Origin of the sequence: Brucepastera parasyntrophica, assembly GCF_022376835.1 — a bacterium.
GTDB classification, from domain to species: domain Bacteria; phylum Spirochaetota; class Spirochaetia; order Treponematales; family Treponemataceae; genus Brucepastera; species Brucepastera parasyntrophica.
Map to the genome: position 1 here is coordinate 2073179 of NZ_CP084606.1, position 26224 is coordinate 2099402.

At 48.0% G+C, this 26224-nt stretch carries 18 protein-coding genes; 11 read left to right on the plus strand and 7 right to left on the minus strand.

The window, feature by feature from the left end; genetic code table 11:
• Positions 1-28 precede the first annotated feature (28 nt).
• Positions 29-8755, plus strand: a complete 8727-nt coding sequence (locus K7I13_RS09840) for an Ig-like domain-containing protein (RefSeq protein ID WP_255945144.1) — start codon at positions 29-31, stop codon at positions 8753-8755.
• Positions 8756-8834: 79 nt separating this feature from the next.
• On the opposite strand, the gene K7I13_RS09845 is transcribed toward K7I13_RS09840, so the two are convergent.
• Positions 8835-9029, minus strand: coding sequence for a hypothetical protein (locus K7I13_RS09845; RefSeq protein WP_255945146.1), 195 nt, complete (start codon positions 9027-9029; stop codon positions 8835-8837).
• A complete protein-coding gene (locus K7I13_RS09850) occupies positions 9026-9904 on the minus strand; it encodes a hypothetical protein (RefSeq protein WP_255945148.1) in 879 nt (292 codons plus the stop codon). The genes K7I13_RS09845 and K7I13_RS09850 overlap by 4 nt, the downstream gene beginning before the upstream one ends.
• A gap of 84 nt (positions 9905-9988) precedes the next feature.
• Here K7I13_RS09850 and K7I13_RS09855 point away from each other — a divergent pair, with 84 nt between their 5' ends.
• The 5 genes from K7I13_RS09855 (at position 9989) to K7I13_RS15685 (ending at position 14264) form a co-directional block, all read left to right on the plus strand.
• The gene (locus tag K7I13_RS09855) at positions 9989-10177 is read left to right on the plus strand and encodes a hypothetical protein (RefSeq protein ID WP_255945150.1); all 189 of its coding nucleotides are present in this window, start codon (positions 9989-9991) and stop codon (positions 10175-10177) included.
• 47 nt (positions 10178-10224) lie between these two features.
• A complete protein-coding gene (locus tag K7I13_RS09860) occupies positions 10225-11322 on the plus strand; it encodes a hypothetical protein (protein WP_255945152.1) in 1098 nt (365 codons plus the stop codon).
• On the plus strand, positions 11315-12748 hold the full coding sequence (locus tag K7I13_RS09865) for an HD-GYP domain-containing protein (RefSeq protein ID WP_255945154.1): 1434 nt from the start codon (positions 11315-11317) through the stop codon (positions 12746-12748). The genes K7I13_RS09860 and K7I13_RS09865 overlap by 8 nt, the downstream gene beginning before the upstream one ends.
• 177 nt (positions 12749-12925) lie before the next feature.
• Positions 12926-13810, plus strand: coding sequence for a hypothetical protein (locus K7I13_RS09870; protein ID WP_255945156.1), 885 nt, complete (start codon positions 12926-12928; stop codon positions 13808-13810).
• A gap of 364 nt (positions 13811-14174) precedes the next feature.
• Positions 14175-14264, plus strand: coding sequence for a YkvA family protein (locus tag K7I13_RS15685; RefSeq protein WP_369413664.1), 90 nt, complete (start codon positions 14175-14177; stop codon positions 14262-14264).
• Between the two features lie 295 nt (positions 14265-14559).
• On the opposite strand, the gene purU is transcribed toward K7I13_RS15685, so the two are convergent.
• Complete coding sequence (purU, locus tag K7I13_RS09875; protein WP_255945158.1) at positions 14560-15411, minus strand: formyltetrahydrofolate deformylase; 852 nt, start codon at positions 15409-15411, stop codon at positions 14560-14562.
• Between the two features lie 422 nt (positions 15412-15833).
• On the opposite strand from purU, the gene K7I13_RS09880 reads away from it, so the two are divergent.
• Both K7I13_RS09880 and K7I13_RS09885 read left to right on the plus strand, forming a co-directional pair.
• Entirely contained in the window at positions 15834-18860 is a 3027-nt protein-coding gene (locus K7I13_RS09880; protein WP_255945160.1) for an ATP-binding protein, read from the plus strand.
• Between the two features lie 20 nt (positions 18861-18880).
• Positions 18881-19390 carry a DinB family protein gene (locus tag K7I13_RS09885; protein WP_255945162.1) on the plus strand — a complete coding sequence of 170 codons (510 nt, stop codon included), beginning with the start codon at positions 18881-18883 and terminating at the stop codon, positions 19388-19390.
• A gap of 292 nt (positions 19391-19682) precedes the next feature.
• Here K7I13_RS09885 and K7I13_RS09890 read toward each other — a convergent pair whose 3' ends face one another.
• Together K7I13_RS09890 and K7I13_RS09895 are read right to left on the minus strand one after the other, a co-directional pair.
• Positions 19683-19820 (minus strand): hypothetical protein, encoded by a 138-nt coding sequence (locus tag K7I13_RS09890; RefSeq protein ID WP_255945164.1) that lies wholly within the window; start codon positions 19818-19820, stop codon positions 19683-19685.
• Positions 19807-21066 (minus strand): EAL domain-containing protein, encoded by a 1260-nt coding sequence (locus tag K7I13_RS09895; RefSeq protein WP_255945166.1) that lies wholly within the window; start codon positions 21064-21066, stop codon positions 19807-19809. Before K7I13_RS09895 ends, K7I13_RS09890 begins: the two co-directional genes overlap by 14 nt.
• Positions 21067-21291: 225 nt before the next feature.
• Here K7I13_RS09895 and K7I13_RS09900 point away from each other — a divergent pair, with 225 nt between their 5' ends.
• Complete coding sequence (locus K7I13_RS09900) at positions 21292-22056, plus strand: 5'-methylthioadenosine/adenosylhomocysteine nucleosidase (protein WP_255945168.1); 765 nt, start codon at positions 21292-21294, stop codon at positions 22054-22056.
• Positions 22053-22526 (plus strand): S-ribosylhomocysteine lyase, encoded by a 474-nt coding sequence (locus tag K7I13_RS09905; protein ID WP_255945170.1) that lies wholly within the window; start codon positions 22053-22055, stop codon positions 22524-22526. Before K7I13_RS09900 ends, K7I13_RS09905 begins: the two co-directional genes overlap by 4 nt.
• Before the next feature lie 231 nt (positions 22527-22757).
• Here K7I13_RS09905 and K7I13_RS09910 read toward each other — a convergent pair whose 3' ends face one another.
• Both K7I13_RS09910 and K7I13_RS09915 read right to left on the minus strand, forming a co-directional pair.
• On the minus strand, positions 22758-24158 hold the full coding sequence (locus tag K7I13_RS09910) for an aldehyde dehydrogenase (RefSeq protein ID WP_255945172.1): 1401 nt from the start codon (positions 24156-24158) through the stop codon (positions 22758-22760).
• Positions 24155-25279, minus strand: a complete 1125-nt coding sequence (locus tag K7I13_RS09915; protein ID WP_255945174.1) for an aminopeptidase — start codon at positions 25277-25279, stop codon at positions 24155-24157. The genes K7I13_RS09910 and K7I13_RS09915 overlap by 4 nt, the downstream gene beginning before the upstream one ends.
• 160 nt (positions 25280-25439) lie before the next feature.
• Between K7I13_RS09915 and K7I13_RS09920 the strand changes: the two genes are divergently transcribed.
• Positions 25440-26165: a 16S rRNA (uracil(1498)-N(3))-methyltransferase gene (locus tag K7I13_RS09920; RefSeq protein ID WP_255945176.1), complete on the plus strand. Its 726-nt coding sequence runs from the start codon at positions 25440-25442 to the stop codon at positions 26163-26165.
• The last annotated feature ends 59 nt before the right edge of the window (positions 26166-26224 follow it).

Genomic DNA, 26224 nt, shown 5'->3' on the forward strand with positions numbered 1-26224 from the left:
AATAAATGCGCAAAAGGGGCGGTGGATATTGCGGGTAGACGCGGTGGACCGCAGCGGGTATACGACGACGCGGCGGGACAGTATGAGTCTTGCGTACCGAGATGACCATTATGGAGAGTTTGCGTTTGAAATAAACGGGTCTGCGCCGAAGGTAGAGGATGTAAGTACGCCGAACGGGAAGGTGAATGGAAAGATAAAGCCTGACGGGAGCGGGAAGTTTGATATAGTAGTGACGGCGAGTGACTATGACAGTGAAACGATCAAGATAAGCGCGATCCCGGTGGATGTGAGCGGGAATGAGCTTGGCGGAACGATAGAGGTAACGGCGAACTATAATAACCCCGGACTGGGAGAAGATGATCCGTTTACATTCAGCCATACCTTTACGGTGACGGCTCCACTTGAGGATGAGAAGGTATACTACCGGTTCCAGGTAGATGACAATATGTACAAGCAGCGGACGACGACGTATTCGTTCCAGACGGACACGACGGCGCCGATACTGCGGAGTGTGACGAGGCCGCCCTTGGTGGACCGCGGCGGCGAGATGTGGGCGATACTGCAGGAGAGCGGGGTCACGATAGAGGGGTATTCCGACAATGATCTTGAGTCGGCGCAGCTGTGTTACAAGAAGGATGGGGCGGCGGCTCCTGTAGAGGGAGACAGTGCGTGGGCGACGGCAGATGTACCTGGGACGACGAATGTGGAGGGGTATAAGCTGTTCAAGATATCGATGGCGCTTGACAATGAGACGTCGACGAAGGAAGGGATATACACGATATATTACCGGCTCGCGGATGACACGGGACTGTACGGGGACATTGGGGTCCTGTGCAAGGTCTTTATAGACAAGGGCGCGCCGGCGTTCTCTGACATGACGATAACACCGTCCGGAGGGAGTGCGGCAGCCATAACGTCCGGAGCTATAGTGTACCAGAACGGGAGCTATACGATAGCGGGGAAGGTGACTGACGGGAATGGGGTCGCGAGTGTTGGGGCGACGAAGAACGGCAGTGACATCACGCTGACGCTGGGCACTGACACCGAGATGGAAAAGACATTTACGTATACACTTGGTTCAGTAGAAGGCGGATCTCAGGCGTATATCTTCCAGGCGGAAGATGAGGCGGGAAATACAACCGAACTGAGATTTACGGTATATGAGGATGTTACCCTTCCGGTAATAGAAATTACAAACCCGGGTACGGATAATACATATTTTGATCATGTTAATCCAAGACTGTCCGCTACTATGTATGATGAAGATTCCGGTCTCCAGACTGTCCGGTACCGGGTATACGCAGATGGTACAGCCCCGAAACCTGCCTGGACAAGCGCCAGCGCAACGGGCGTGCTGAATATATCCGATTTTGCGGCGACCTGGGAAGGTTTGACCTATTTTGATGTTGAAGCAACAGACAGGGCCGGAAATACAAATACGGTAAGCCGGAAGTTTTATATAAATACCGATATACCTTCCGTAACAATGAACTTTTATGTAGGAGCTGATTTAAAAGACCCTGATACGAATAATACCCATAATTTGCCGGGAACATATACGGTAAAAGGAACCGTAGCCAGCAGCATCGGGGTGCAGGACCTTCAGCTCACTGAAAATACCGTAACCCAGACAATAACCCGCACTGACGGAAACTGGAATATGGACGTTTCCGGAAAAGAAGACGGCGTATATATCTACACAGTAACCGTTTCCGATATGGCGGGGAAAACCCGCAGTGCCACCAAGACTGTGAGAATAGACACTACGGCGCCCCAGCTGACAATAGACGCACCGGTCAATGGTGAGTCAACCTCAAGCACAACATATAACATTGAGGGTACTGCCCGTGACACAGGCGGTGTCGGAATTGACTCTTCTACAGGCGTTCAATACAGCCTTGATAACAGGACCTCCTGGACTGCCGCACCCATTGCGACTGGCGTCAAATGGGAAGCAACGGTTGATCTGGGAGCCACCAAGGGACTGCGTACGCTGATTGTACAGGCAAAGGACCTTGCGGGAAATACAAGTGAAGAAACCGTACAGTTTTATTATGATGCCGCTCCTCCCGTATTAACAGAAACAGCTGTCAATACAACGGATACAAAGTATATACAATCTTCACAGACTCTCTCCTTTGGAGGTTCGGTAAGTGATGACTGGAAGCTGGCCGATACGAATGCTTTGACTGTATCTGTAAATAGCGGTGCAGCCTCTGCGATTACTCCAAGCGGCGGCGCCTGGACCTATACTTTCAATCAAAGTCTTGATCAGACCGACGGAACCTATCCCCTGGTCTTTACAGCTACAGACGGAGCGGGAAAGAAAACCACCGTCACCCGGAATGTAATGGTGGACAGTACTGATCCCGATATAACTGTAAGTACCGATCTGAGCGGCTGGTTCACAACAACACCGGTAAATATAGCCGGAACCGCTTCGGACAGCGGCAGCGGAATAGAAAAGATCGAATATTCAACTGATAACAAAGCCAACTGGCACCAATTATCCGGAACCACAAGCTGGAACGGAACGGTAACAGTCAGCCACAGTGACAGCAATGTTGTATATATACGGGCAACCGACCGCGCGGGAAATTATAGTGAAGCGACAAGAACCATTAAGGCGGACTTTGTTAATCCTGAACTGACAATAACAAGTCCTGATGGAATGGTAGTAATTAACGGCAGTCAGGACCTGCCTATAGAAATTACCGCAAGCGACTCGGGCAGCGGTCTTAATTTCACAGGAACAAATACAATAACGATAAAAGTCGGTTCAACCGATTTCACCGCGCCGGATGCTGTTGCAGCATATGACGGGACGGCCCTTCTGTGGAAGGCTACGGTTCCGTCAGCCAAATTATTGGCGGCCACACAAAAGATTGTGTATGTTCAGGCGGAAGATCAGGCCGGGCGGACTTCAATGAGAAACTTCCAATATCTTTTGGATACAACGCCTCCGACCGCATCAATTGTGCAGCCTGAAGCAGACACCAAAGTTAATAAAACCATGGTGGTGAGCGGAACAGCCAGCGATACCAACGGGTTAGGTTCTGTTAAAGTACAATTGCAGACAAGCGGTGACACCTGGAATGATATCGCGGAATTTACCGGCACGGCCGGTTTTAACTGGACAACATCGGTAGATACAACTGTATATAACAACACGGCTACTCCGTCGTCAGCCAAACTCCGGGTTATCGCAGCTGACAGCGCGGGAAATACATTTACAACTTCAGAGCGGGCAATAACAATCGATCAGGATTCAGACCGGCCTGAAATCCGGCTGACGAATATAACTGCGGCGGATTCTACCCTGAAAATGACTGCGCTGGTGTACGGAGCGGTCACTGACGACGACGGGACCATTCCGGCGGGACAGTTCCTTATCTCGACTGACGGCAAGGCCTGGGACGCAGGAGACAAGGAGTGGACAGCACTGACGCTTTCAAACGGCATGTTCAGCTATAATGCAGGGGCGGATGGCTCAAAAACACTCGATTTCAAAGTAACGGATGCACAGGGTACAGTATTCACAACGGGTAACACCGCAGGAGACCTTACCCGTCCTAAAGTCTATTACGCAAACGCTGCGGATGAAACGGACTATGTGAGCACAACCGTGACCTTCAGGGTCGACACCAAGACACCCGATATCCATCCGGATATATATATCGATATTGATAGCAGCGACGGATATTTCACGGATAGCACGGACCTTGCCGACGCGAACAAACTGACGAACGGTATGGTCTTCGGCGGCGACAAGTCGAAGTTTGCCCTGTGGGCAATGGCCAAGGACGCAAACGATATCCAGAGCATTGTCATAGAGATCGACGGAACAGAGTATACGGCGGTCAAACAGGACCGTGGTGCCGACCTTTCCTGGATGGAGGCGAGCAAGTTTGAAGGGTATGAAATATTCATAACCAGCGAAATAGATATATCTGCGGTGTCTTCCGGCCGGCCGACGGTCACGATTATTGTAACAGATAATTCCGAGCTTGAAGCGACAGCTTCACGGCAGATAGTCATAGACCATACTGCGCCGACAGTCTCGTTTGTATCCCATGCGGACGGGGCGCAGGTAACCGGGGACATCATTGTCCGCGGAACGGTCGATGACGGGAACAACAGTTCAGGAGTTTCGACAGTCCAATGGAAGATCGGTAAGGGCGTTGATGAGAGCACGCCTCCGACGGACCTGGATCAGGCCTGGAAGAGTGTGGAAGGCTCGACTGTATCATGGAACGTAAGCTTCCAGGATGGCAGGTCAAATGGAAGTATCTCGGACTATGGAAATGACACCTACGGGACAGACGTCGGAGCGGGACTGTACCGCGTGCCGCTGTGGATACGCGCGACTGACGCTGTAGGTAATGCCGAAAACTACCGGCTGTATCTGAACATTGATCCTAATGGCGACAAGCCGACCGTCGCGATGACTTACCCGACAGACGGGGCGGTCCTCGGAGGCGCAATCCGTATCTTCGGAAGCGCCACTGACAATGAATCGGTCGACTCGGTCTGGATGCGGATCTATGACAAGGACGGCAATATATTCACGGGCTGGGACAACAGCGGTGAAGGGAAACAGGTCAACGGCACCACGTCCTGGAATATAGTCATCAATGAATCGGTCGGCGGTAACCCCGGCGAGTTTGACCCTGACGCGGACGAACAGCGTGAAATCCGCATCAGTGTGCGGTCAAAGGACAATGCCGGAAATTACAGCAGCTGGAGCGACTACATCACGGTATACATAGATAATGATTTGCCGCGAATCGGCGCGTCCTCTCCGCTGCGTCTGGTGCAGTATGAAAATGCAGACGGCACTGGAGCGGAAGTGGCTGAAATGGACTATGTGTCCGGCATGTGGATGCGGGGCGCCTGGTACCTGGTCGGAAGCATTGAAGACGACGGCGGCATTACCCGGATCAATATATCGGGGAACGTGAACGCGGTCCTTGATGTGGATAGTCCGGGAAGCAATAATAACGCCTCATGGTTTACGACACGCGGGGCGGTTATAGAGACATACTATAACTATGACATGAAGGTACCGGTCAGCGGAGTTGACGGACAGACGGGAACGATTACGTTTACGATTAATGTGCGTGACGGCAGTTCTCCGGCCCAGACTGTGTCACAGGTGATAACCCTCAAGTATGACAACAAGGCGCCGACCATGGTGTCCCTGAAGAGCGGTTCATCTGACGGAAGTGAGATAAACAATACCACGAATCCGGTGATACAGAGTAATAACGCGTATACCATCGGGTCCAAGGTCACTGAGGACGGCAGCGGATTCAAGCGCCTCGCGTTCTACTTCGAACGCGCGGGGAACCGGCTGTATGATCCGATGCTGGACAAGACGAATACGCATAACCGGATAGACATAATGTCCTCTGATGTCGAGTTTGTGGACGGCCTGTGGCGCCTCAAGATGACGGTAACACGTCCGACCGAGGACTCCCTTGACGCTTCGGGCGTCTTGGGCAACGCGAGCATCAGGGTCGGCGGACTCGTGAGGATCGGCGGTGTTGACCGGAGGATCTCTGAGATAACGGGAACGACGGTCAAGTTTACCCCGAGTGTCAGCACCAGCTATACGGACGCGTCCTTTGCGTACGCGCAGGTGGTTGATAACTTCCAGCTTGAGACCGGGACCTGGGTTAACGGCGTGTGGACACCGACGATTGACGACGGCGATGGTATGCCTGAGTCAATTGTGAAGATCGGGACAGAATACAGCTGGGACGCGTCAATTAATTCGAAGAACATCCCTGACGGGCCGATAACGATTTATGCGGTCGCCTATGATGAGGCGGGAAACCACAGTGTGTATTCGGTGGCGACGAGTGTGCTGAATAACCGGCCGCGGCTCGCGAAGGTCAATGTGGGAACTGATCTGAATGGAAACGGGACGTTTGAGGCATCCGAGATGAAGAGTTACAACGCGGTGACCGAGGATGAGGCGGTGGCGATACTGAATATCGCGTACAGTTCCGCGAATCCGTACTATATCAAGAGTGATATGGCGGTGACCATGGACATAGTGGGCGGGAACGGGACGCTGAAATACTTCTGGACGTATAACGGCGCGGCCGCGGCTGCCTGGAACGGGACGACGTATCCGTCGAGTCCGGTGACGGGAACTGAGGCATCGCTGCAGAGCTTTACCCCGCTGATGGTGGGCGGAGACGCGACATACCTGAATGCGGTGGTCATAAGTGCAAGTACGATGGATGCCATGGATGATATCCTGAAGCTGTTTACCTTCTCGGTATGGGACAGTACGGATGAGACTACGCCCGGTACGGACAGCCAGTGGGCGCTGTTGAATGTGCCGGTGCACGTGGATGTTGTCGACACTGACGCCCCGGTAGCGGTTATAGATGGATTCTACTGGAAGAGCAGTACGGACAACTCGCTGTACAATAACTCGAAGGACAACGGACACATAGAGCTGGGTACGGTCCCCGCTGTTTCCGGAAAGATAAGCATACGGGGTTCCGCTTTCGACAATCAGCGGCTCGGCGCCCTGTGGATGCGGATTGACAATTTTACCTTTACGGCGGGAAGCAGCCTAGCTTCCGATAAAAACCAGTTCGGATTTGCGGCAAATGGGACTAACAGCGCAACAGGAAGCAATAATTATTATACTAAGCTTGCCGAATATGATATCGCCGGCAGCAAATGGGTAACTATTTTTGACAGCATGACTGACGCGCAAAAAGAGGCCCATTGGGATGCAAACGGCTGGCTGTTCACGCTCAGTGATCCTGACGGCATTACCCATGACGGCCATTCCATTACCTGGCAGCTTGACTGGGACAGTTCTAAAGTCACAGGCGTAGCAGCGGCAAATATCGGCGTCCGGGTAATAGCGGAAGACTCCAGACCAACCGTCGCCAACGCTTCTTCAGAGGTCAGAAATGACAGTGCGGTTGAAGCGGAAAATAATGTGCCCGGGTATGCGGTAGACGTTGTACCCTATATCACTGTTGTTAAAACCGGTCTGTCGTCGCTAAAAAGCAATAATCCTTCAGTCTATAACAGGACGGCTCTGGGGTATTATCCGGTGAACTCGACTGAAATAATTACGATATATGGATTCAATCTTAGTGGAGCGGTAGTGACAGGTTCTACTGTAACACAGATTACCGGCGGCATTACGATTCCGGCGGCAAATCTCACATCAGGGGAGCTGCCCCTGACGGTAAACGGAATATCCCTTCTGAACAACAGTAACGATAATACCGCGGAATATAACAAGCAGTCGAACGGCGATAATAATCTGCTGCTTACGGATGATGTTGTGCTGGATGTGTGGCAGTTCGACAGTGAGGCGGCAAGGCCAATAAGCGGTATGATTGAGCAGCCGGTAATGAAAATAAATCCTGTTACGGGGACTATCGGATTTGCTTTTGTGAATGGTCCGCTTTATTTTAGTATGGGCGGTACCGTAGGCGGAACGGAATATTCTTCGAATTATTGGATGGGAAGTTACGACTTTTTCACCTCAGTCGAATTCACGTATGATACGCTTGGTTATTCTTACGGCAGCGCCGCAGGTGGTGACATTAACTCTGCTTCGGCCGATAAATTCCAATTTATGACGAGCCGTTGGGGACGCGCAGGGACCGGACAGAATGGATCATATGGGAATACCAATTCTTTGAGATTGGAATCTATCGGGCAAACGGATTCCTCAGGCACCATTATTTTTGATAAGCAGCGTATCAAGTCTCCTGTTTTCGCAACGGCGGTTCACGGAACTTCAACAAACGTGTACCTCGCGTATTACGATAATATAAACGATGAGATACGATTCAAGTACGGGAATATCAATTCGAATACATATGGCAACTTTGGCAATTTTACCGATTATGATACTGCCGGGCTGCCGTATGTATACCGCAACGCAACAGTCAGTATGATTGCGGGAAATGCCACCGGTCGTATTGCGGGTGAATATGTGGCAATTGCAGCCATTTCTGCAGAGACTGCTGCCATTGACGATGTTGTTGTCGCGGTGTGGTATGACGCTACCAATAGATGTCTTTGGTATACGTACAATGATACGCCTACAACAAATCGCAATGGTACTGTTAACGCTGAAGGCTGGTCTACGCCGGAACGTGTGTTTGACTCAGATATGGAAAATGCGGGGGAATATTGTCAGATCATGGCGGATAAAGACGGTGGTATTCATATTGCCGCTTACGATCCGTCTAATCTGGATTTGGTGTATGCGTATAGGAGCCGGTACGATGCTTCCGGGTTTGATACATGCGTAGTTGACGGATACGGTGTTGTTGGTTCCAATCTTACATTGGATGTTGCGAAGGATAGCGATAATAACTGGATTCCATACATCGGTTACTATGCGACTTCCTGCGTAAAGCCAAAGTATGCGTATAAGGTTGACACTTCGGCAAACGCTCCTGCCGGTTCTGAAGGAGAGCGCTTTACCGGTGCGTGGGAAGTAACAGTATTGCCAACGGCAAATCAGATTCCGTTAGGCAGTCAGGGTATCAATAAAATGAATGTTGCCGTCTGGAAGAACAGCTCAACCTGGGTGCTGGAAAACTCCATAACAGGAACAAAGGCCGGCGCGCATAGCGGCGCCGGTTACACCGCAACTTGCTGGGATCGTGTTTATGGCAACGGCACGAACAACCCAGTGATGGGATACGCTATCCGTGTGGGTACCAATGGCTATATAGAAACGGCGCAGAAAAAATAACGGAAAAAGAAAATAACAGATAAATAATAAAAAAGCCCTGCAAAACCGCAGGGCTTTTTTGTTTTAGCATTCAGGAAAATCAGTACCCATAACCTTCCGCTAGCAGATAATTGCGGATCATCTGGGCAAACTGTGTCCGTTTCGCGGGGTCCGCAAAAGCGGCTATCCCTATTTCAGGAAGCGGCTGCTCCGAAGCTGCCGCGTAATACCGGACATCATCAGCCTGCCTGTCAGGCGCTTCGGCGTTTGAATTGACCGGGGCCAGTCCGCTCAATTCGGAAAGTTTTTTTGACCGTTCTGGTTAACAAGATAATATAAAAAATCCTGGGACTTTGCATTTGCCCGCCGCGAAGGAAGCATCCCTATAATGGGCGGGGCGGTAATTCCTCTCGGGGAATCCCTGTCCGCGGGAGGCACCGCTGTCGCGGTATACCGTTCAATTGTACGCTGGGGAACACTCCTGTGGGTCAGAAGGGTCATAAAAACAATGTCCGCCAGGTTATCGCCCATGAGGCCTTCCACAGCCCTGTCATTAATGCGAAGCCATTCAGGGTGCAGGATATTATTATTTTTGAGCTGGATAAGTAAATCAAGAACGTCCCTCAGACTGCCGATATCCGTATTCTGTACCGATAACTGCAGATCCAGCAGGTCCGTAAAAGCCGTATCCTGTTTCATTGCTGCAACAAGAGCCTGCCAGCCGCTGACTGTACAGTATGATTCCGTCAGAGAGCCTACAAGAAACAGCAGATCAGAATCCTTTGCTCCCGCGCAGATAACAGGACGGAAAGAAGGCTTCTTTATTTTTTCTGCGGCGGTAATCAAATCATAAATGGTCTCCGGTTCCGCTATTCCGTTTTCGCGGAAGGTTTGTATATTATAGGCTACTTCAAAATGATTTAAAATAACCGGAAGCGCATAACCTGTCCCATTATAAAATCCTGCCCGCTGTATCGCGGACGGCATAAGCATAAACTGGCTCCTGTCCGGCTTTTTAACCCGGGCCGCAATTTCAGAAGCCGCTTCCCCCTGAATGGCAAAAAGAAGGGAAATCTTTTTATTTTTATCCAGATTCTGTTTCAGGGACAGCGTATTATCAAGAGTGAGAAAGGATACCTTTTTCTGCCCCTCAAAATAGTCCGCAGCCATTTCCGTTATAGCTTCCTGAACGCGGCCCGGGACCCTGTAAAAGGCTATAACCGTCTTTGAGAAAAAACCAGCAAAAAAACTATAATGAAACAGATACAAACTGCCGATATTATAAAGAAAGGTATAAAAAAAGACCGTTTTTTTGAGGTTTTCCCTGAATTTGAAGGAAGTATTTTCATAGGTAAAAGTATACCATATGAAAGATTTATTCTCAATCAGTGGTTTGGTGTTTTTATTTACTTAATATGGCTTGTCTTGAAAGGGCGGGTTTAGTAAATTAGAGATGGGATAATGTAAATTTGTTTATTATGGAGAACTAAATGAAGAAGTCTATCCTTCTTTTTCTATCATTATTTTTTCTGCCTCTGGCAGTTTCTGCCCAAACGGCGGTGCCGGATGCCGTATACAGGCAGGTTGATGATGCTTTTCTTGCGAGTTCCCCTGAAGTTTTAACCGACGTACTGTCCAGATATACAAAAAACGCTTGGTATTATCGTGTGGAATCATATGTTCTGAAAAAAGCGAGGCAGCTTGTTCTGCAGAACGAACTTGATCAGGCAAGGAATGTGACGCTTTCCGTCATAGACAATAATCTGGATAATCAGGAAGCGGTTGAACTCTATCAGTCAATAGCGTCCGCTATTTCACGGCGGGATGAAATAGCGAAACGTGAAGCGGAACGGGCCGCGATCGAGTCATTCAGGCAGCAGGCCGAAGAAACGAAAATCCGGCAGGAAGCCAGTAAAACCTATAAAACTGTTACCAATACAACGTCCGGACAGAGGATTTATCTGGACCAGAATTTTAACCAGCAATACCGCACCGTAACCTGGGATTTCATGATCGGACTCGCAAATATTAATTATCTGTATGATACGAATGGTCACCATTTCAAGTACGGTCTCAGCGCGAACGGATCGGTGTATTACCATAATGATTTCCTGACCTTTGGCGGCGAAATTTACGGGGACGCAATGGTCCTCACCTTCCTGGGCTCGGACGATTCCTTTAACTGGTCGGCGAGCGGGGTCCTGACAATAGCTTTCAACAAGGTAAGCAAAAATATTTTCCTCCGTGCCGGATACGCGGTTTTCGGGCTGGATACTACTGTAAACGATACGGTTGAAGGGCGGATGTTTATGTCTCCCGTTATTGGTCTCGGCCTTCATAAAGTAAAGCTCGGCGAATCGGGGCAATTCAAGCTGGCCGCGGATTATTACCCGCAGCACCTTCTTAATGATGATATTAATTTTGCAATGGGACTCGAGGCGTCGATAACATTTGTACTCACACAATTGCAGAACTTTAATATACATTTCCAATTTGGACTCAGGGATACCATTATAATCCACAATAGTGATGGATTCAGAAATGATGCAAGGCTTTCCGTAGCCTTTGGAGTAGGAAATTATGAATAATAAAATGAAGAGCTTTCTGTGTGTACTTGTCTGTTTATTTGTTTCCGTATCGGTTTTTGCCGAAGATGAACTGGTAACAAGATATATGCAGGCCGCAAATAACCAGTTTTCCGAAGGGAACTATGAAAGGGCGTTCACGTATATCAATAATGTTCTGTCCTTTTATACTGAATCAACAGTTCCGGGAAATGTGGTTGTCGCCGCCGAATTGATCTATTATACATACCTTACGCAAATCCGCGACACAAGAAATTATACGGCCTTTGCCAAGTTCAAGGAAAAACTGATCGAGTATCCCTATGTCGGGAGCGAACGGATCCGGCGGACCGTAAATGTTATCAATACTCAGGAAATGCAGGACACAACCTGGGGTTCCGATCCCGCAAGCGCCTATGTGTCGCCGCCTGCCGGCCTCAGCGCGGAAGAGGTTAGGAGTATATTTAAAAATGCTCTTGATGAAGTCGACTCAAGAACAAACGACAGAAATGAAGAACTGAAAAATGAGTTGATTACCGCGATTAAGGAAACGGACGGTACCGTATCGCAATATATAGAAGACCAGAAAACCACAACAAAAAACAACCAGCTGCTGTTTACGCTGATCATAGGCTTTTGCGTTGCCCTTCTGGTTGGCTTTATAATTTTTATCATCCATCTGATTGTGTCCTCGCGGCACGCAAAACAGCAGAACGCGAAAATTGTTGAGGCGCTGAAAATTGCCTTCCAGGTTCCGGCCCGGCAGTCCCTCGCGTCTCCGGGTATTGAGTCCCTGCCTCCTCCTCCGGGATCCGGTGAAGAAAACCTGAAAGTTGTCGAGGGAAGCAACACGAGAACAGACATTCCGCCGGAATCCGAAACGGAAGAAGAAAAACAGGAATTTGACGCCCTCATTCAGACCTGCCGTGAGGTTGGTACACAAATTGATTATGTTACCGGCAGAAAAAACAATTCGAAAAATGTCGCCGAATTGGTATATAAGCTGGCCATTGAAATGGGCGCGAGCCAGTATGAAGCGATGGTTTATTACTCGGTCGCTCTGGTCTATGATATAGGTTTCCTGGGCGTAAACCCGAATCTGCATTATGAAAAGAAACTGAACCAGGACCAGAAAAATGAAATCCGCAACCATGTCAGATACGCGGTTGAAAGGCTGACCTTTGTTCCTGAACGGTTCAAGCATGTTTTCATTGACGGCGTGTTTATGCACCATGAAAATATGGACGGATCAGGGTATCCTGACGGACTTACCGGTTCAGATATTCCGTATGTCGCGCGGCTTCTCCGCGTCGCCGAATCATACATCGCGCTTGTTTCAAAGCGTGTGTATCATGATATAAACGATAAGGAATCGGCCTTTGAAAAGCTCAGGGAAATGCCCAACATTTACGATTCCGAAATTGTAGGCGCCCTTGAGAAAATCATTTAGAGGAAAAGCCCGGAAATGCTCCGGGCTTTTTTATTCGTCTGAGGGCTTTCTTTATTCTTACACATACTAATGTGTAAAATATCCGGTTTGCGGAAAAGAACAGGCGGAAAAATATGCAGGTCATTCCGAACATGCTTTACTGCAGAGACCTGATATCATTGTTTTAGGAGGGAGCGGATGCAAAAATGGCTCCTGATTCTTGCCGCTTTTTTCTGTATTTCATGCGGCGCCAAAAAACAGGCTCCTGTTTCTCCGGAATACGGTGAGGCTATGAGCCCTGAAAAATCCGGAATTTTCAATATGGGCGGAATCCCCCTGACGCCGGCTGATTTTCAGGAATTGATATGGCTTACAAACTGCAGCGTTACAGATGAGTATACTGTGCCGGTTATTAATAACAGGATAACCGATCTTGACGGCGCCGGTCCGATTTACCGTCCTGTTGAAAAAAACGATATACAGCTTTCCTCTTCTTATCCCGGTGTGGATATTTTTCTTGAAAAAGATATCCAATTCCATGGCAGCCTCAGGCTCATTGCAAAAAACAGTCTCGGCAGTTATGAAAAGGACATAAGCCTGAATGAAATGTACGCTTTTGACGAACCTGAAAATCTGTTCGGGTTTTATTCAAACGCGGAATTTGAAAATAAATTCTGGCTCGATGACGGCGGAACCTGGGAATTTACGGTCATGTCGGGTGGTTTGGAGCTTGTAAAAAAACAGCTTGAAGTGCCTCCCGCCATAAAAGTTTTCGTGGAAAAATTTGATAATACTCCGTTCATCATTAACGATACAAAGGAAGCCCGGATACAGCAAAAATATACTTTCAGATGCAGAAAAACCGATGCGGATATAATCGTAATGTATTATACTCCAAATTATTCGGTATATTATCCGGTCCTTTACCTGCTTCCCGCCGTTTCCGGAGATATGGTTGAAATAAATATCTCGTGGCTGGATGAAAAAATAAAAGGTGTTTACCATATAATTCCATACAGGCTCCAGGATATGCCGGACGAAGTAAAAACAATGGCCGTCTTTGATTTTATACAGGTGAACTGAAAAACACCCGAAAAGAACGGAACCATTATCCGCCCGGCATGGAACCTTCCGGCTGATGGATGTTATCAATTTTATTATATGTTAATGCGGGGGCTGCGTATAAAACTCAGGGAACGGGCGAAACAGCTTAAAACGGATATTCCCGCCGTATTTATTCGAGGCGAGGGTTTATAATACCCCACTGTTTTGCGGCGGTTTTAATAACAACCTATAAAAACGTTTGTTTTTGTAGGTTCCACGGTGTTAAACCCGAGACCAATTCCACGGGAGAGAAAAATACTCCGCTGCTCTGCGGCGGAGTATTTTATTTGCGCTGAAAAAAAAAGAAACCCCGCTGCCCGCGAAAATTTTTGCCGCGCTTACTGTGGTATACGCGTTATCGCCGGTTGATCTTATTCCTGACTTCATTCCTGTACTCGGCTATCTTGATGATCTCATTCTGCTCCCCTGCTGATTGCCCTTACGGTAAAGTTTATCCCACGGGAATTGTTCGCGGAATGCAGGAAGGAATCCGAGGGTTTATGGGAAAACGGCAGACCGAAGAAATGGTATTATGCGCTTCCGGTAATATTTGTATGGCTTGCCATTATGCTGCTTGTCCTGAAAGCCGTTCTGGCATAAGACGCGGAAGAAACCTTTATTGTTTTCGGACCATGCCCGGCCTGTCCGGTTTTTACACATAGCAGTGTGTAAAAACCCCGGACGCCGGATAAACCTTACACATTGTTATGTGTAAGGTTTAAGTCCTGTCATTCAATAATGAAGGTTCTTTTATTGTACAGAAAGATACTGTGGTTCAGATAACGCCGGATCGCCTCGACAAGGACGCGGCGCTCAACATCCTTTCCCATTCTGATGAATTCGTCAACCGAGCACATATCGGTAATGCGGATAACGTCCTGGAAAATTATCGGCCCCTGATCAAGGTCTTCAGTGGCAAAATGGGCTGTTGCTCCTATGATCTTTACACCCTTTTCCCAGGCCTGGTGGTACGGCTTCGCACCTTTGAAAGCGGGCAGAAACCCGTGGTGGATATTGATCAGGCGCTTGTCCCAGTGCTTGCAGAACTCCGGACTCATTATCTGCATATACCGGGCAAGGACAACCAGGTCAACATTATACCGGGCAAGAATATCATTTACATCTTTTTCATATTCAGCCTTGCCCCTGGCAGTATCAATCTGGAAAAAAGGTATATGAAATGATGACGCAATATGGGCAAGGTCCGGATGGTTTGAAATAATAACAGGGATTTCACAGTCAAGTTCATCGTCCGCATGTTTCAGGAGAATTTCATAAAGACAGTGGCTGGGTTTTGATACAAGAATGCCCATTCTGGCCTTGTTATTATTATTAAAGAGCCGCCAGTCCATGGCAAACTGTTCCGCTATCTTTTCAAATTCAGCCCTGAAAATTTCTTCCGTGAAAGACGGGTTTCCGTTAAACACAATCCGGCAGAAAAACATATTAATATCTGTCGCCGTATACTGGGCCAGATTGAGAACATTTCCGCCCATTCTGAAAACACCGCCCGTAATAGAGGCGATAAGTCCCGGCTGGTCCGCGCAGGAAACTGTCAGTGTAAAAGTGTTATTTATCATATGAACAGATTATAGTGAAAAATCTATTTCATCAATGGACCTGTCTGATAAGGGAAAACTGTATTTCGGGATATTTCCGGCCGGTCTTGAGATATACTCCTTTAAGTTACGTTTCTGATAAAAAGAATTAGCCAATTCTTTTTATCAGAAACATGTAGAATCGGAAATAGTGAAATAATTTCACTATAAAAGCACAGCCGCAAGGAGGAAAACGGCTGTGCCTGATCGTAAAGCTTAATGCTGCATCCTTTTACAGTGTATTCCATTATTCCGGCCGGCGCAACAAGTTTTTTCAGACAATGCGGTTTTCCGCAATATTCCGCGGTCTTTGCCGGTATAAACGGTGTGCATCCTGTCTTTATTCTGTACAAAGGTCCCGTCCCGGTAATATAATACATACTATGGACAGCAGTTATAAATATATGGATTCCGCCTTTTCTTCATTTGCCGGGTCCCTCGTTGAACTTGCCTCTGACGGTTTGCTGATAATTGATTCAGCGGATACAATCCGGCAGATAAACCGGGAAGCCTGCAGATTACTGTGCGGTGATGAAAAACTGGAAGCGGCGGGGCGGAATATATATGAACTGATTCCCATACCGGCCATAAAACGGCTTATGCAAACCTGTATCGGAAAACTGGGACAGCAGCAAAAACTTGCCGAAACCTATTCAGTGGAAATTGAGGAAACCGGACAGTTTAAATGGTTTCATATCAGGGCCGGGAATTTCGCCGGACCGGACGGATTCCGGGGCCTTATCATATCCGATGTTACTGAAACGTATTTTCCCGGACATATTCTGGGTACTCTCATGTCTTCCTTTCCGGGCGGCGTACTTGTCTTTGACAGGATGATGCGGATTACGCTTGCCAGTGAATCAATTGCAAAATACTGCGGTTATGATTCGTGGAGGGACCTTACCGGCCTTCGCGTTGACCAGCTTTCGATCGATGTACAGCCGGTCGAGAAAATGCTGGCAAAAGCAATTCTTACAGGGGAACCTGCCCGGGAAGTCGTGCATGTCCATAACCCCGAAACCGGTGTCCGCTGGTATTACGAATATCTCAGGTGCATACAGTCGGATTCCGGAATTTTCGCTTATCTGCTGACTATAATGGATATTACAAGGGAAATAAAGCCGCAGGCTATTCTGGAATCCCTGATGGATTCCTCCTCGGATTTGATGGCCATTATTGATCCCGGAGGAAATCTGGAATTCGTTTCTCAGACAATGGCTTCCATGTTCGGGCACGGAGACTGGCGGAATCTGGTCGGACAGCCCGCGGAAACCGTTTTCCGCAGGGAGAAAAAGACCGCGCGTTTTTCCAGGGAAAATATGCTGGAAAGGATCGATACAACGTACCGGGATACTATCTGCATAAAACAGAACGGAAGGGATTCCGTTCTGAATTACCAGATTGACAATCTGAATTATCATGATGAAAATTTCGGGACAGTAATTATGGCTTCAAATATTACCGATCTGGTAGAAGCGAGGGAGCATGCCGAATCGGCAGTCAGGGAAAAGTCGGCCTTTCTGGCCAATATGACACATGAACTCCGCACGCCCCTGAATGCGGTCCTCGGAATGAATGAACTTATTTCTTTCACGGAACTGTCGCCGCTCCAGCGCAAATATGTAACTCATATCAGATCGTCGGCAAACCATCTCATGTCGATCATTACCGATATTCTTGATTTTTCCCGGATTGAAGCCAACCGTATTGAACTGTCGCCGGCCGAGTATAACCTGACTGATCTCATTCAGGATGTTATCAATTTTATTGTGGTCGCCGCGACGGAAAAAGAACTGTATGTTACCGCCGATATATGTCCTTCAATCCCTGTCTTTCTGATTGGCGACAGCATCCGTCTTAAACAGATTCTTATAAACCTTTTAAATAATGCGGTCAAATTTACACCGACAGGCGGTGTAAGTCTGTCCGTCTCCTGCAAAAATAATAGCCGCGGCAGCGGCGGAATTACCCTTATTTTCAGGATTCAGGATACGGGAATAGGTATTCCTGAAGAAAAGCAGGCGAACCTTTTCCGCCGTTTTATGCGTATTGAAAAGGAAAATGCGTCTCCGGTGGAGGGTACCGGTCTTGGCCTTTCAATCTCCCAGGGTCTTGCCCAATTGATGGACGGGACCATCTCTCTTGAAAGCTCCGCGGGGAGCGGGTCAGTTTTTACCGCAGACGTAAAACAGCAGGCTGTTCCCGGATCTCCTCCGCTGGCCGATTTTTCATTTGTGAAAAACTCAGAACCTCTGTCCCTTCTTGTCTTTGACCGGTGTGAACCGGTGCTGCAGTCGATTTTCTCGATGGCTGAATACGCGGGTATATCAGCTGAAATATGTTCCGACGGAAATATCTTCCGGGAAAAACTGGCGGCCGCGCCATTTAAATGGACCCATGTTATTTTTGAGTACAGTACCGGGTATGAAATTGCCAGGGAATTCGCGCAAACGTACAAAAAAGTCCGGTGGCTGGGCATGCTTCTCGATTCGGACCTTTTTGAAAAGGAAAACAGATCCGGTATCGACTTTTTATTTAAGCCTTTGCTTGTTTCCACATTTGCGCAGTTTATGCGCGGCGAACACGTTGATTTCAACATAACCGATAAGGATACACCGGGAACACCTCAGGTCCTTCCGGTGTATTTCCGGGCAAAAGATACCAGGATACTCGTTGTGGACGACAATATTTTAAACCGGAAACTTGCCGAGGAATTCCTTCAGATCCTGAACATACATACAGACGAAGCGATTAACGGCAGGGACGCCCTGGAAAAAATCAGGAAGAACAGATACGACCTTATTCTGATGGACCACATTATGCCCGAAATGGACGGGGTCCAGGCGGTCAGGCATATAAAGAGCCAGCCTGAATACGCAAAGATTCCCGTTATTATGTTAACGGCAAACGCGGGCGGGGAAAGCAGAAATGAATTCCTGGATGCCGGAGTGCAGGATGTCTTGGCCAAACCGCTTGTTTTTGAAACTTTTTCCGCCTGCCTGAAAAAATGGCTGCCCGCTGAAAAAAAAGTGTATACCCATGACGATCCCGGCGCCGGAAACGAAAAAAACGCTTCCGCTAAACCTGAATGGATATACGGACTCGACCGCGCGAAGGGTATAGAATGTACCGGTTCCCTGGAAAACCTGAAAAAAATGCTGGAAATTTTCAATCAGACCAGTGAAGGGATGCTGGAAAAACTTGAAACGGCGAAGGTTTCCGGGAATAAAAACGATTTCAGAATAGCGGCCCATTCTCTTATAGGAACGGCCGGCTGTATAGGCGCGAGGGATTTGCCTGAAGACGCCCGGGAACTGGAACAGGCTATTCTTAATAACCAGACCGAAACCGTTGAAAAGATATATCCCCGGGTCCATGACAATCTCCGGAAAATAGTTGATGCCGTAGCGCAGTATTGTCAAACAATTTAATTTTTTGAGGAGGCCGCGTGATGCCTGATACAAAACTCCTTGATTCTGCCCGGAGGCAGCTTGGAGCTTCTTTTGCCATGCTGGAATATCATGTTGAAAACTGTCCTGACGATTTATGGAATACCTCAAAGGCCGGTTTTTTATTCTGGCAGCAGTTATTGCATACAATCGCCGGGATATTTTTCTGGATGAGGGACGGAGACCTTCCCTTTAATGAACCCTTCCCGGACAGAAAGGTGTATCCCGAACTCGAGGGTATTCCTGAAGATTTGATTACGCGGCAGGAAATGAAGGAATATTGCGCGGAGGCGAAAAAACAGGCGGAAGCTTTCTTCGCGGGAAAAGATGATCCCTGGCTCGCGCAGCCTTCCGCGATATACGGGGAAATCATAAATCTTGACGCGGTCTTTATGCAGATCCGCCATATTCAATATCATGTCGGACACTGCGACGCCATCTTACGCGAAGCCGGAAGGCCGGTGGGCGAGTGGCAGGATTACTACGGCCCGCAGACTGATTCCGCCGGATAAAATCCTGATCCCGAAATCTGTCCCGGAATATGTGCGCCTTCTATCGTATAGTGATACGATAGCCGATACGATGGACTATCGTATCGGCCTGATCTCCGGTTAACCCTGCCGCCTGCTGACGTCGCAGCGTAAACATGTTGTCAGATGCACTGCGGTTTGTTTATTCGCGGCGAAGGCTTAATCAGCCTGCGGCTGGTTCTGTAAGGTATGTAATGGCCGCTACCGCGACCTGCGAATACCCCAGACCAAAGGTCTGCAGCTCTTCGAGCTGACTGCTCTGAAGCGGAGTATTTTATTTCCATGTTATATCTTTATTTATCGTTTCTATATATATTTCTAAACTTTCTTTCTCATATTCAGCAATTAATTTATAGAAATCTTCTTTCTCATTTTCCCGCTGCCATTTTTCTATTGCATCAAGATATTTCACCCGATGCTGTTCTGATTGCTTCTTCAAGGAAGTCTATGCACAGAATATACTCCCGCTCCGGATGTTCCATTTTTACGGAAAAGGTCCGGCACAGATTTCCCGAAGCCAGAGACAGGTATACATCGGTAAGATATTGCTGCACACCAAGGGCTTCGAAGCAGATGTAATAGGCTTTCAGGGAGTGGTTGGAACCTTTTTTTGCCGGAGAAAAAATGCAGGGCAGCGATTTTAATGAGAAAAATGATGAAAAAATTGTTTCCGAAAGCTGGGTCCCCTGGGCGTCCAGAAGATAAATACATTCGATTTCGGGATTTATGGCAATAAACTCCTGGAAAACCTGTTTCATTGAATCAAAATTGTCCGGATTTATCTGCTTAACGAGCCAGTCCGCGAGGATTTTTACATCTCCGGTAAGCCTCCGCTTTGAACGCAGCGAGGCGAGAGATGATTTATGAATATAAGACCGCATTTCGTCTATTGTTTCCAGGGTTTTTTCTTCCAGCTTTTGCAGATTCGGAGACGGTTTCGCTATCGCGAAACCCTGAAAAAGATCGACTCCCAGCAAATGACAGGTTTCGATTTCTTCAAGGGTTTCAACGCCTTCGGCAAGACAGAGGGAACCTGTCATTTCCGCAAGCAAATGGATTGACTTCAGAATGGACTGCCGGTAACTGTCATGGGCGATCCCTGAAATGATATTGCGGTCAATCTTTATAATATCGGGATGGATTTGAATAAGCCGTTCGAGATTTGAGTGTTCGCAGCCGAAGTCATCGATAACAATCAGAAAGCCCGAATCCCTGTAATGGTTTACAAAGTTTATCAGATCCATGACGGACTGGGCCCGGGACTCAATCAGTTCAAGACCTATATAATGGGGGTCAAAGCCCATTTTGTTGGTCATAATGTTGATGTGGGGCCTTTCCGTATCACTGGAACTGATTATTGCCGTGTTAATATTCATGAACATGAGTGCGGTTGATTTGTTTTTGAATGTACTGAATGTTTCAAGAGCTTTTTTCTGGCAGAGTCTGTCCAGTTCGACGGATACGGTTTCTTTTTCCGCCCTTTCAAAAAGCTGCGCGGGCTGGATCAGGGTATCGGTTTCAGGGACCACGCCGCGCACCAGGGCTTCATAGGCAAAAATGGTTCCCGTTTTCATGCTTACAATGGGCTGAAAGTAGGTTGTTATGTGTTCGTTTTCTATAATTTCCTGAAGAACAAAGTCAGTACACGATTCAATCATAGTATGCTAAGTATAACAGCTTTTTGTTTACTCGTATATACCAAAAATTCAGATTTCGAACTAAACACGGGCCGGTTTTCCGGGTTTTTACTTTGTGAAAATAAGGCGGGCTGTCCGGTTGATACTTGTGCTTCAGTGGCTATATACTTTCAGATAAGCAGTATTATATGTGTTTTTCAGAGGAAGCTGTCTGAAAGGCATTGACTTTAGAGAGGATACCGATAAATGAAACTGGGAATAATCGGGGCGGAGAAACAGGAAGTTGATTTACTGGTCAAGGCCCTTTCCGGGCCGGAAGGGGCCGCCAGGAAACGGAAAGCGGGTGCTTTTGAGTTTTTTGAGGGGAATCTGCGCGGGTGTCCCGCTGTTGTCGTTCTCAGCGGGATCGGCAAGGTGAACGCTGCGATCTGTACCCAGACCCTGATCCTCAATTTTAATCCTGATTATATTATCAATACGGGATCGGCGGGAGGGCTTGCGGCGGGTCTTGCCGTACTCGATATGATTGTTTCTGCGGATGCTGTGCAGCATGATGTTGATGCCGTCTTTTTCGGTTATAAACCGGGCCAGGTACCGGGGACCGGTTCACCATTTTTCACGGCGGATGCTTTCCTGAGAAAAGCCGCTCTGTCCGCATTCGGGAAAGTGATGGATTCGGAATCTTGCAGGGCCCATATGCGGTTACCGGAAGGGACTTCACCGAAGATTATTGAAGGGCGCATCGCTTCCGGGGATGTTTTTGTTTCGGCCGCCGACACCAGGAATAAAATAATTGATCTGTTTCACCCTGCCTGTGTTGAAATGGAGGGCGCCGCGATCGCACAGGTATGCAGTGTAAACAGTGTGCCTTTTGTTATTCTCCGCTGTGTTTCCGATCTCGCGGGGGAAAACGCGAATATGTCCTATGAAAGTTTTTCCCGGTTTGCCTCGGACATAAGCGCCCATGTAGTAATGGCAATTGCGGAAGGATTGAAGGAGGAACAGAAATGAAAGAATCCAGGAATGTTGAAAGTTTTGCGCTCGACCATACCAAGGTCAGGGCGCCCTATGTCCGTCTGGCGGGAAAAAAAACCGGACCGAATGGAGACATTGTTACCAAGTTTGATATACGGTTTTGCCAGCCCAACGAAGAGTTCATGACTACCGGAGGTATCCATACACTTGAACATCTGATGGCGGAATATATCCGGGATGAAATCGACGGGGTTATTGATCTTTCTCCCATGGGATGCAGGACCGGTTTTTATTTTACCGTTTTCGGCGGCCGGGATGAAGAATATATCGCGGAAAAAATAAGGAATGTTCTGGTAAAGGTGGCCGCCTGGCCGGAGACAGAAGAGGTCCCCGGCGTTGATCCCGTAATGTGCGGGAATTACCGGGATCACAATCTTTCCGACGCAAAAGCCTGGGCCGCGAAATGGGTCGAAGGAATAGACAACAAGGGCTGGCAGTGTTTTTGACAAGCCTGTCCCATGTATGCCTTCCTGTTCCGGGACAGGAAGAGGATTCTTACACATAGCAATGTGTAAGAAATATAAGTTTTACACATCATATTGTGTAAAACTTATACTCTGTATATTTTGGTGTGCAGAATTTGTCTCTGTTTACACATGCTTATGTGTAGAAATTCCATATTTCACACATTATGATGTGTAAAAACCGGGACGGTAAATACCCTCTTTCTCTGTCTGCTAAAAAAACTTCCTGAACTTTTTATATTTGCCGGCAAACGGCGCGTAACGCAGCGGCACATCGAGTCTCAGGGATTTTTCGATAACAGGCTTCATCCGTGAAAAGGTTTCAAAGCTGGTTTTGCCGTGATAGCTTCCGATGCCGCTTTCACCTGTTCCGCCGAAGGGTAGTGAATGCGAGGCTATATGCATGACCGTGTCATTTATACAGCCGCCTCCGAAGGGTATCAGGTTCAGGAATCTTTTTGCCTGTTTTTTGTCTGTCGTAAAAATATACAGGGCAAGCGGCCGCGGACGCTGGAGGATAGTATTGATTATTGCGTCTTCATCATTCCATGTAAGGATGGGGATGACCGGCCCGAATATTTCTTCTTCCATAACCTTGTCCGTCCAGGAAGTCCCTTTTATAATTGCCGGTTCAATGCGCAGGGTGTCGGGATCGGAACGTCCTCCGGTAACCGTATGGGTTTTCCGGGCGTCATCGATAAGTCCGGTAAGCCTGTCAAAATGGTTCCGGTTAATAATATGCGGGAATTCAGGGTTTTTGTGCGGCTCCGCGCCGTAAAACTTTTCAATATATTCCTGCACCTTTGAAATAAAGGTATCCTGAATATCTTCATGTACGAGGAAATAATCAGGGGCAATGCAGGTCTGTCCGGAATTGATGCATTTCCCCCATGCCGCCCGTTTCGCGGAAAGATCAATATTCGCGGTTTTGCCGATAATACAGGGGCTTTTCCCTCCCAGTTCCAGAGTAACCGGCGTCGGGAATTTCGCGGCGCTTTCCATTACAAATTTTCCCACGGTAGTGCTGCCGGTAAAAAAGATATAATCAAAGTGCTGTTTAAGCAGGTCCTGATTAACGTCCCTGCCTCCTCCGACCGCGGCTATATATTCCGGAGGAAAGGTTTTTCCGATAAGGTCTATAAGGACCTGGGAGGTGGCCGCTGAATACGCCGACGGTTTTATGATCGCTGTATTGCCCGCGGCGATCGCGCCGGCAAGCGGGGTAAGGGTCAGCTGGAGGGGATAATTCCACGGCGACATGATAAGGCATACTCCATGCGGATCATGATATACCTTTGCCTTTGACGGAAAGTTGAGCAGCCCCGCACTCCTTTTTGAGGCCTTTGTCCAGCGGGAAACATTTTTTATCATCTGTTTTATTTCCGTCGATAAAATCAGGATTTCCGTTGAGAAGGATTCAAAATCGGATTTCCCGAGATCTGTCCGGAGCGCTTCCAGAATCTGAGGTTCGTATGCGGTCAGCGCATTGTACAGTTTTTTCAGATTTTCAATTCTGAATGAAACAGGCCTTGTCGCACCGCTGTTAAAAAAGGAACGCTGCATGGCTACCAGTTCGGCTGATGCTGCGGGACCGGATGATTTTCTGTCTGTCATAAAATATCTCCAAAGGGTGCGGCAAGGACGCCGTTTTTTTCGATTACAATATTTTTACCGTTCGGGTGGTTTACCGTAATTGTCGGGTTCCGGACCAGGCAGTCCAGATGAATCATTGCTTCCGCGTCGTTATCATAGTTGCTGCCTATGGCAAAATGACAGGTATGAAAAGCCTTTTCATCTTCCAGCATATTTCCGCTGATTTTCGCGGCCGGGTTCAGACCGATGCCGAGTTCTCCGAGTCCCCTGGCGTTTTCCGCGTATGACTCGCCTTCGCCTTTCCCGAGCTTTCCTTCCGCTTCAAATTCCCTGGCTTTTTTTTCACCTTCTTCAATTGAATTGCGGAGCAGTTCGGCTTCCTTTCCCCCGCTTATTCCGGTAATATAGCCCTGCTCGAAGACTACCTTCACCGGTGTTTTTGTTATTATATCTCCGCTGTTAAGGCTGATTGATCCGTCAAACACAATAACCCCTTCGCTTTTTCCGGGAAGCGGGCTGATAAAAACTTCCCCCGCCGGGATATTTCCTCCGCTCCCGCCTTCGGTAAAATTACCGTCATCGCTCATGGGGAGGCGGCCGGTAACCGGTACCGTTATGTCGGTTCCTCCGGGAGCCGTTACCCTGATGGATTCAGCGCCGGTCATTGCTTCGCAGATAGCCGCACACCGTCTTTGCAATTGTTTGTAATTTATGCCGGCGGTCCGCCGGAACATGTCCACCGTAATTCCGGGAGTCCAGATTGCCCTGAGCGTTTTTTTCTCATCCATCAGATAATGGAAAATATGATCGATTTTCCGTCCATCTGCTCCGATAAAAGGTTTGCCGATATGCTCGCGGTCTTTCCCCATCTTGTTGCCCGAAATTGAAGCACAGACTTCCGGATTTGAGCCAAAGGCGGCAAGCGCGCACTGGTTGGCAAAATCGAGCTGGGTTTTTTCCGGCTGTATTACAATGGTTGCTTCCGCGCCGATTTTCAGGGCCGCGTCATACAGGGCTTTGCTTATTTGATGTACATCTTTTTCACTGTTGGTGAGAATTAAAAACTGTTCCCCTTTTTTCAGACCGAGGACTTCGGTAATAACAATCTGTGCGGATTGAACAATGCTGTGTGAATGCTTCATATATAAATTGTATTACCGCCGGTGTTAAAAGTCAAACGTATCTGATATATAGTCAAATAATCCAGATTATTTGACTATTTCCGATTATAAGAGTTTCTGATATAAAGAACTAGTTAATTCTTTATATCAGAAACCTAACTTAAAGGAGTATAGTCTGGATATGAATATCATTTTGTTTGAAGATATTCCTTTTTTTCCGCGGAATGACGAGCGTTATCAGCATATAAAAAAAATTCTGAAAAAAAACGCGGGGGATTCTTTTTTTGCGGGAAAGGTCAACGGCGACTCCGGAACTGCCCGGATTACGGAGTTTGATGAAAAGGGATTGACATTCGAATTTATATCCGAGCAGCCCTGCCGTCCGCTGTATCCGGTAATTCTCGTAATCGGGATTCCCCGGCCCATCCAGCTCAAACGGCTGCTCCGCGATGTTTCCAGTCTCGGTGTTTCCGCCGTATATTTGACCGGGACGGAACTCGGTGAAAAATCCTATCGTGAGTCACATTTATTCAATACCGACGCGGTACGCACAACCCTGATTGAGGGAGCGATGCAGTCCGGGTTTACCGCCCTGCCTGAATGCGAAGTTTTTCCGTCAGTAGCCGGAGTAACCGGCGGCATCGCGGAACGTTTCGCGGAAGCAGTGCCTGTTCTGCTCGATACGGTTTCTCCTGTCTGCACGCTTAATGATTTTAAGCTGCCCTCGCTTTCGGAAGCAAAGCCCCTTATCCTTGCGGTTGGCAGCGAGCGGGGCTGGACGGGCGCGGAGAGAAATCTTTTTTATTCCGCGGGTTATACGGTTTGTTCAATGGGGCCGAGAATTCTGAGGACGGAAACAGCCGCTGTTGCGGGCCTTGCTGTTATTCTCGCAAAGATTTGGAGCTAGCAGAAATGTATATTATTTTCTGCTATACTATATTTGAAGTAACTCAGGGAAGGTTTAAG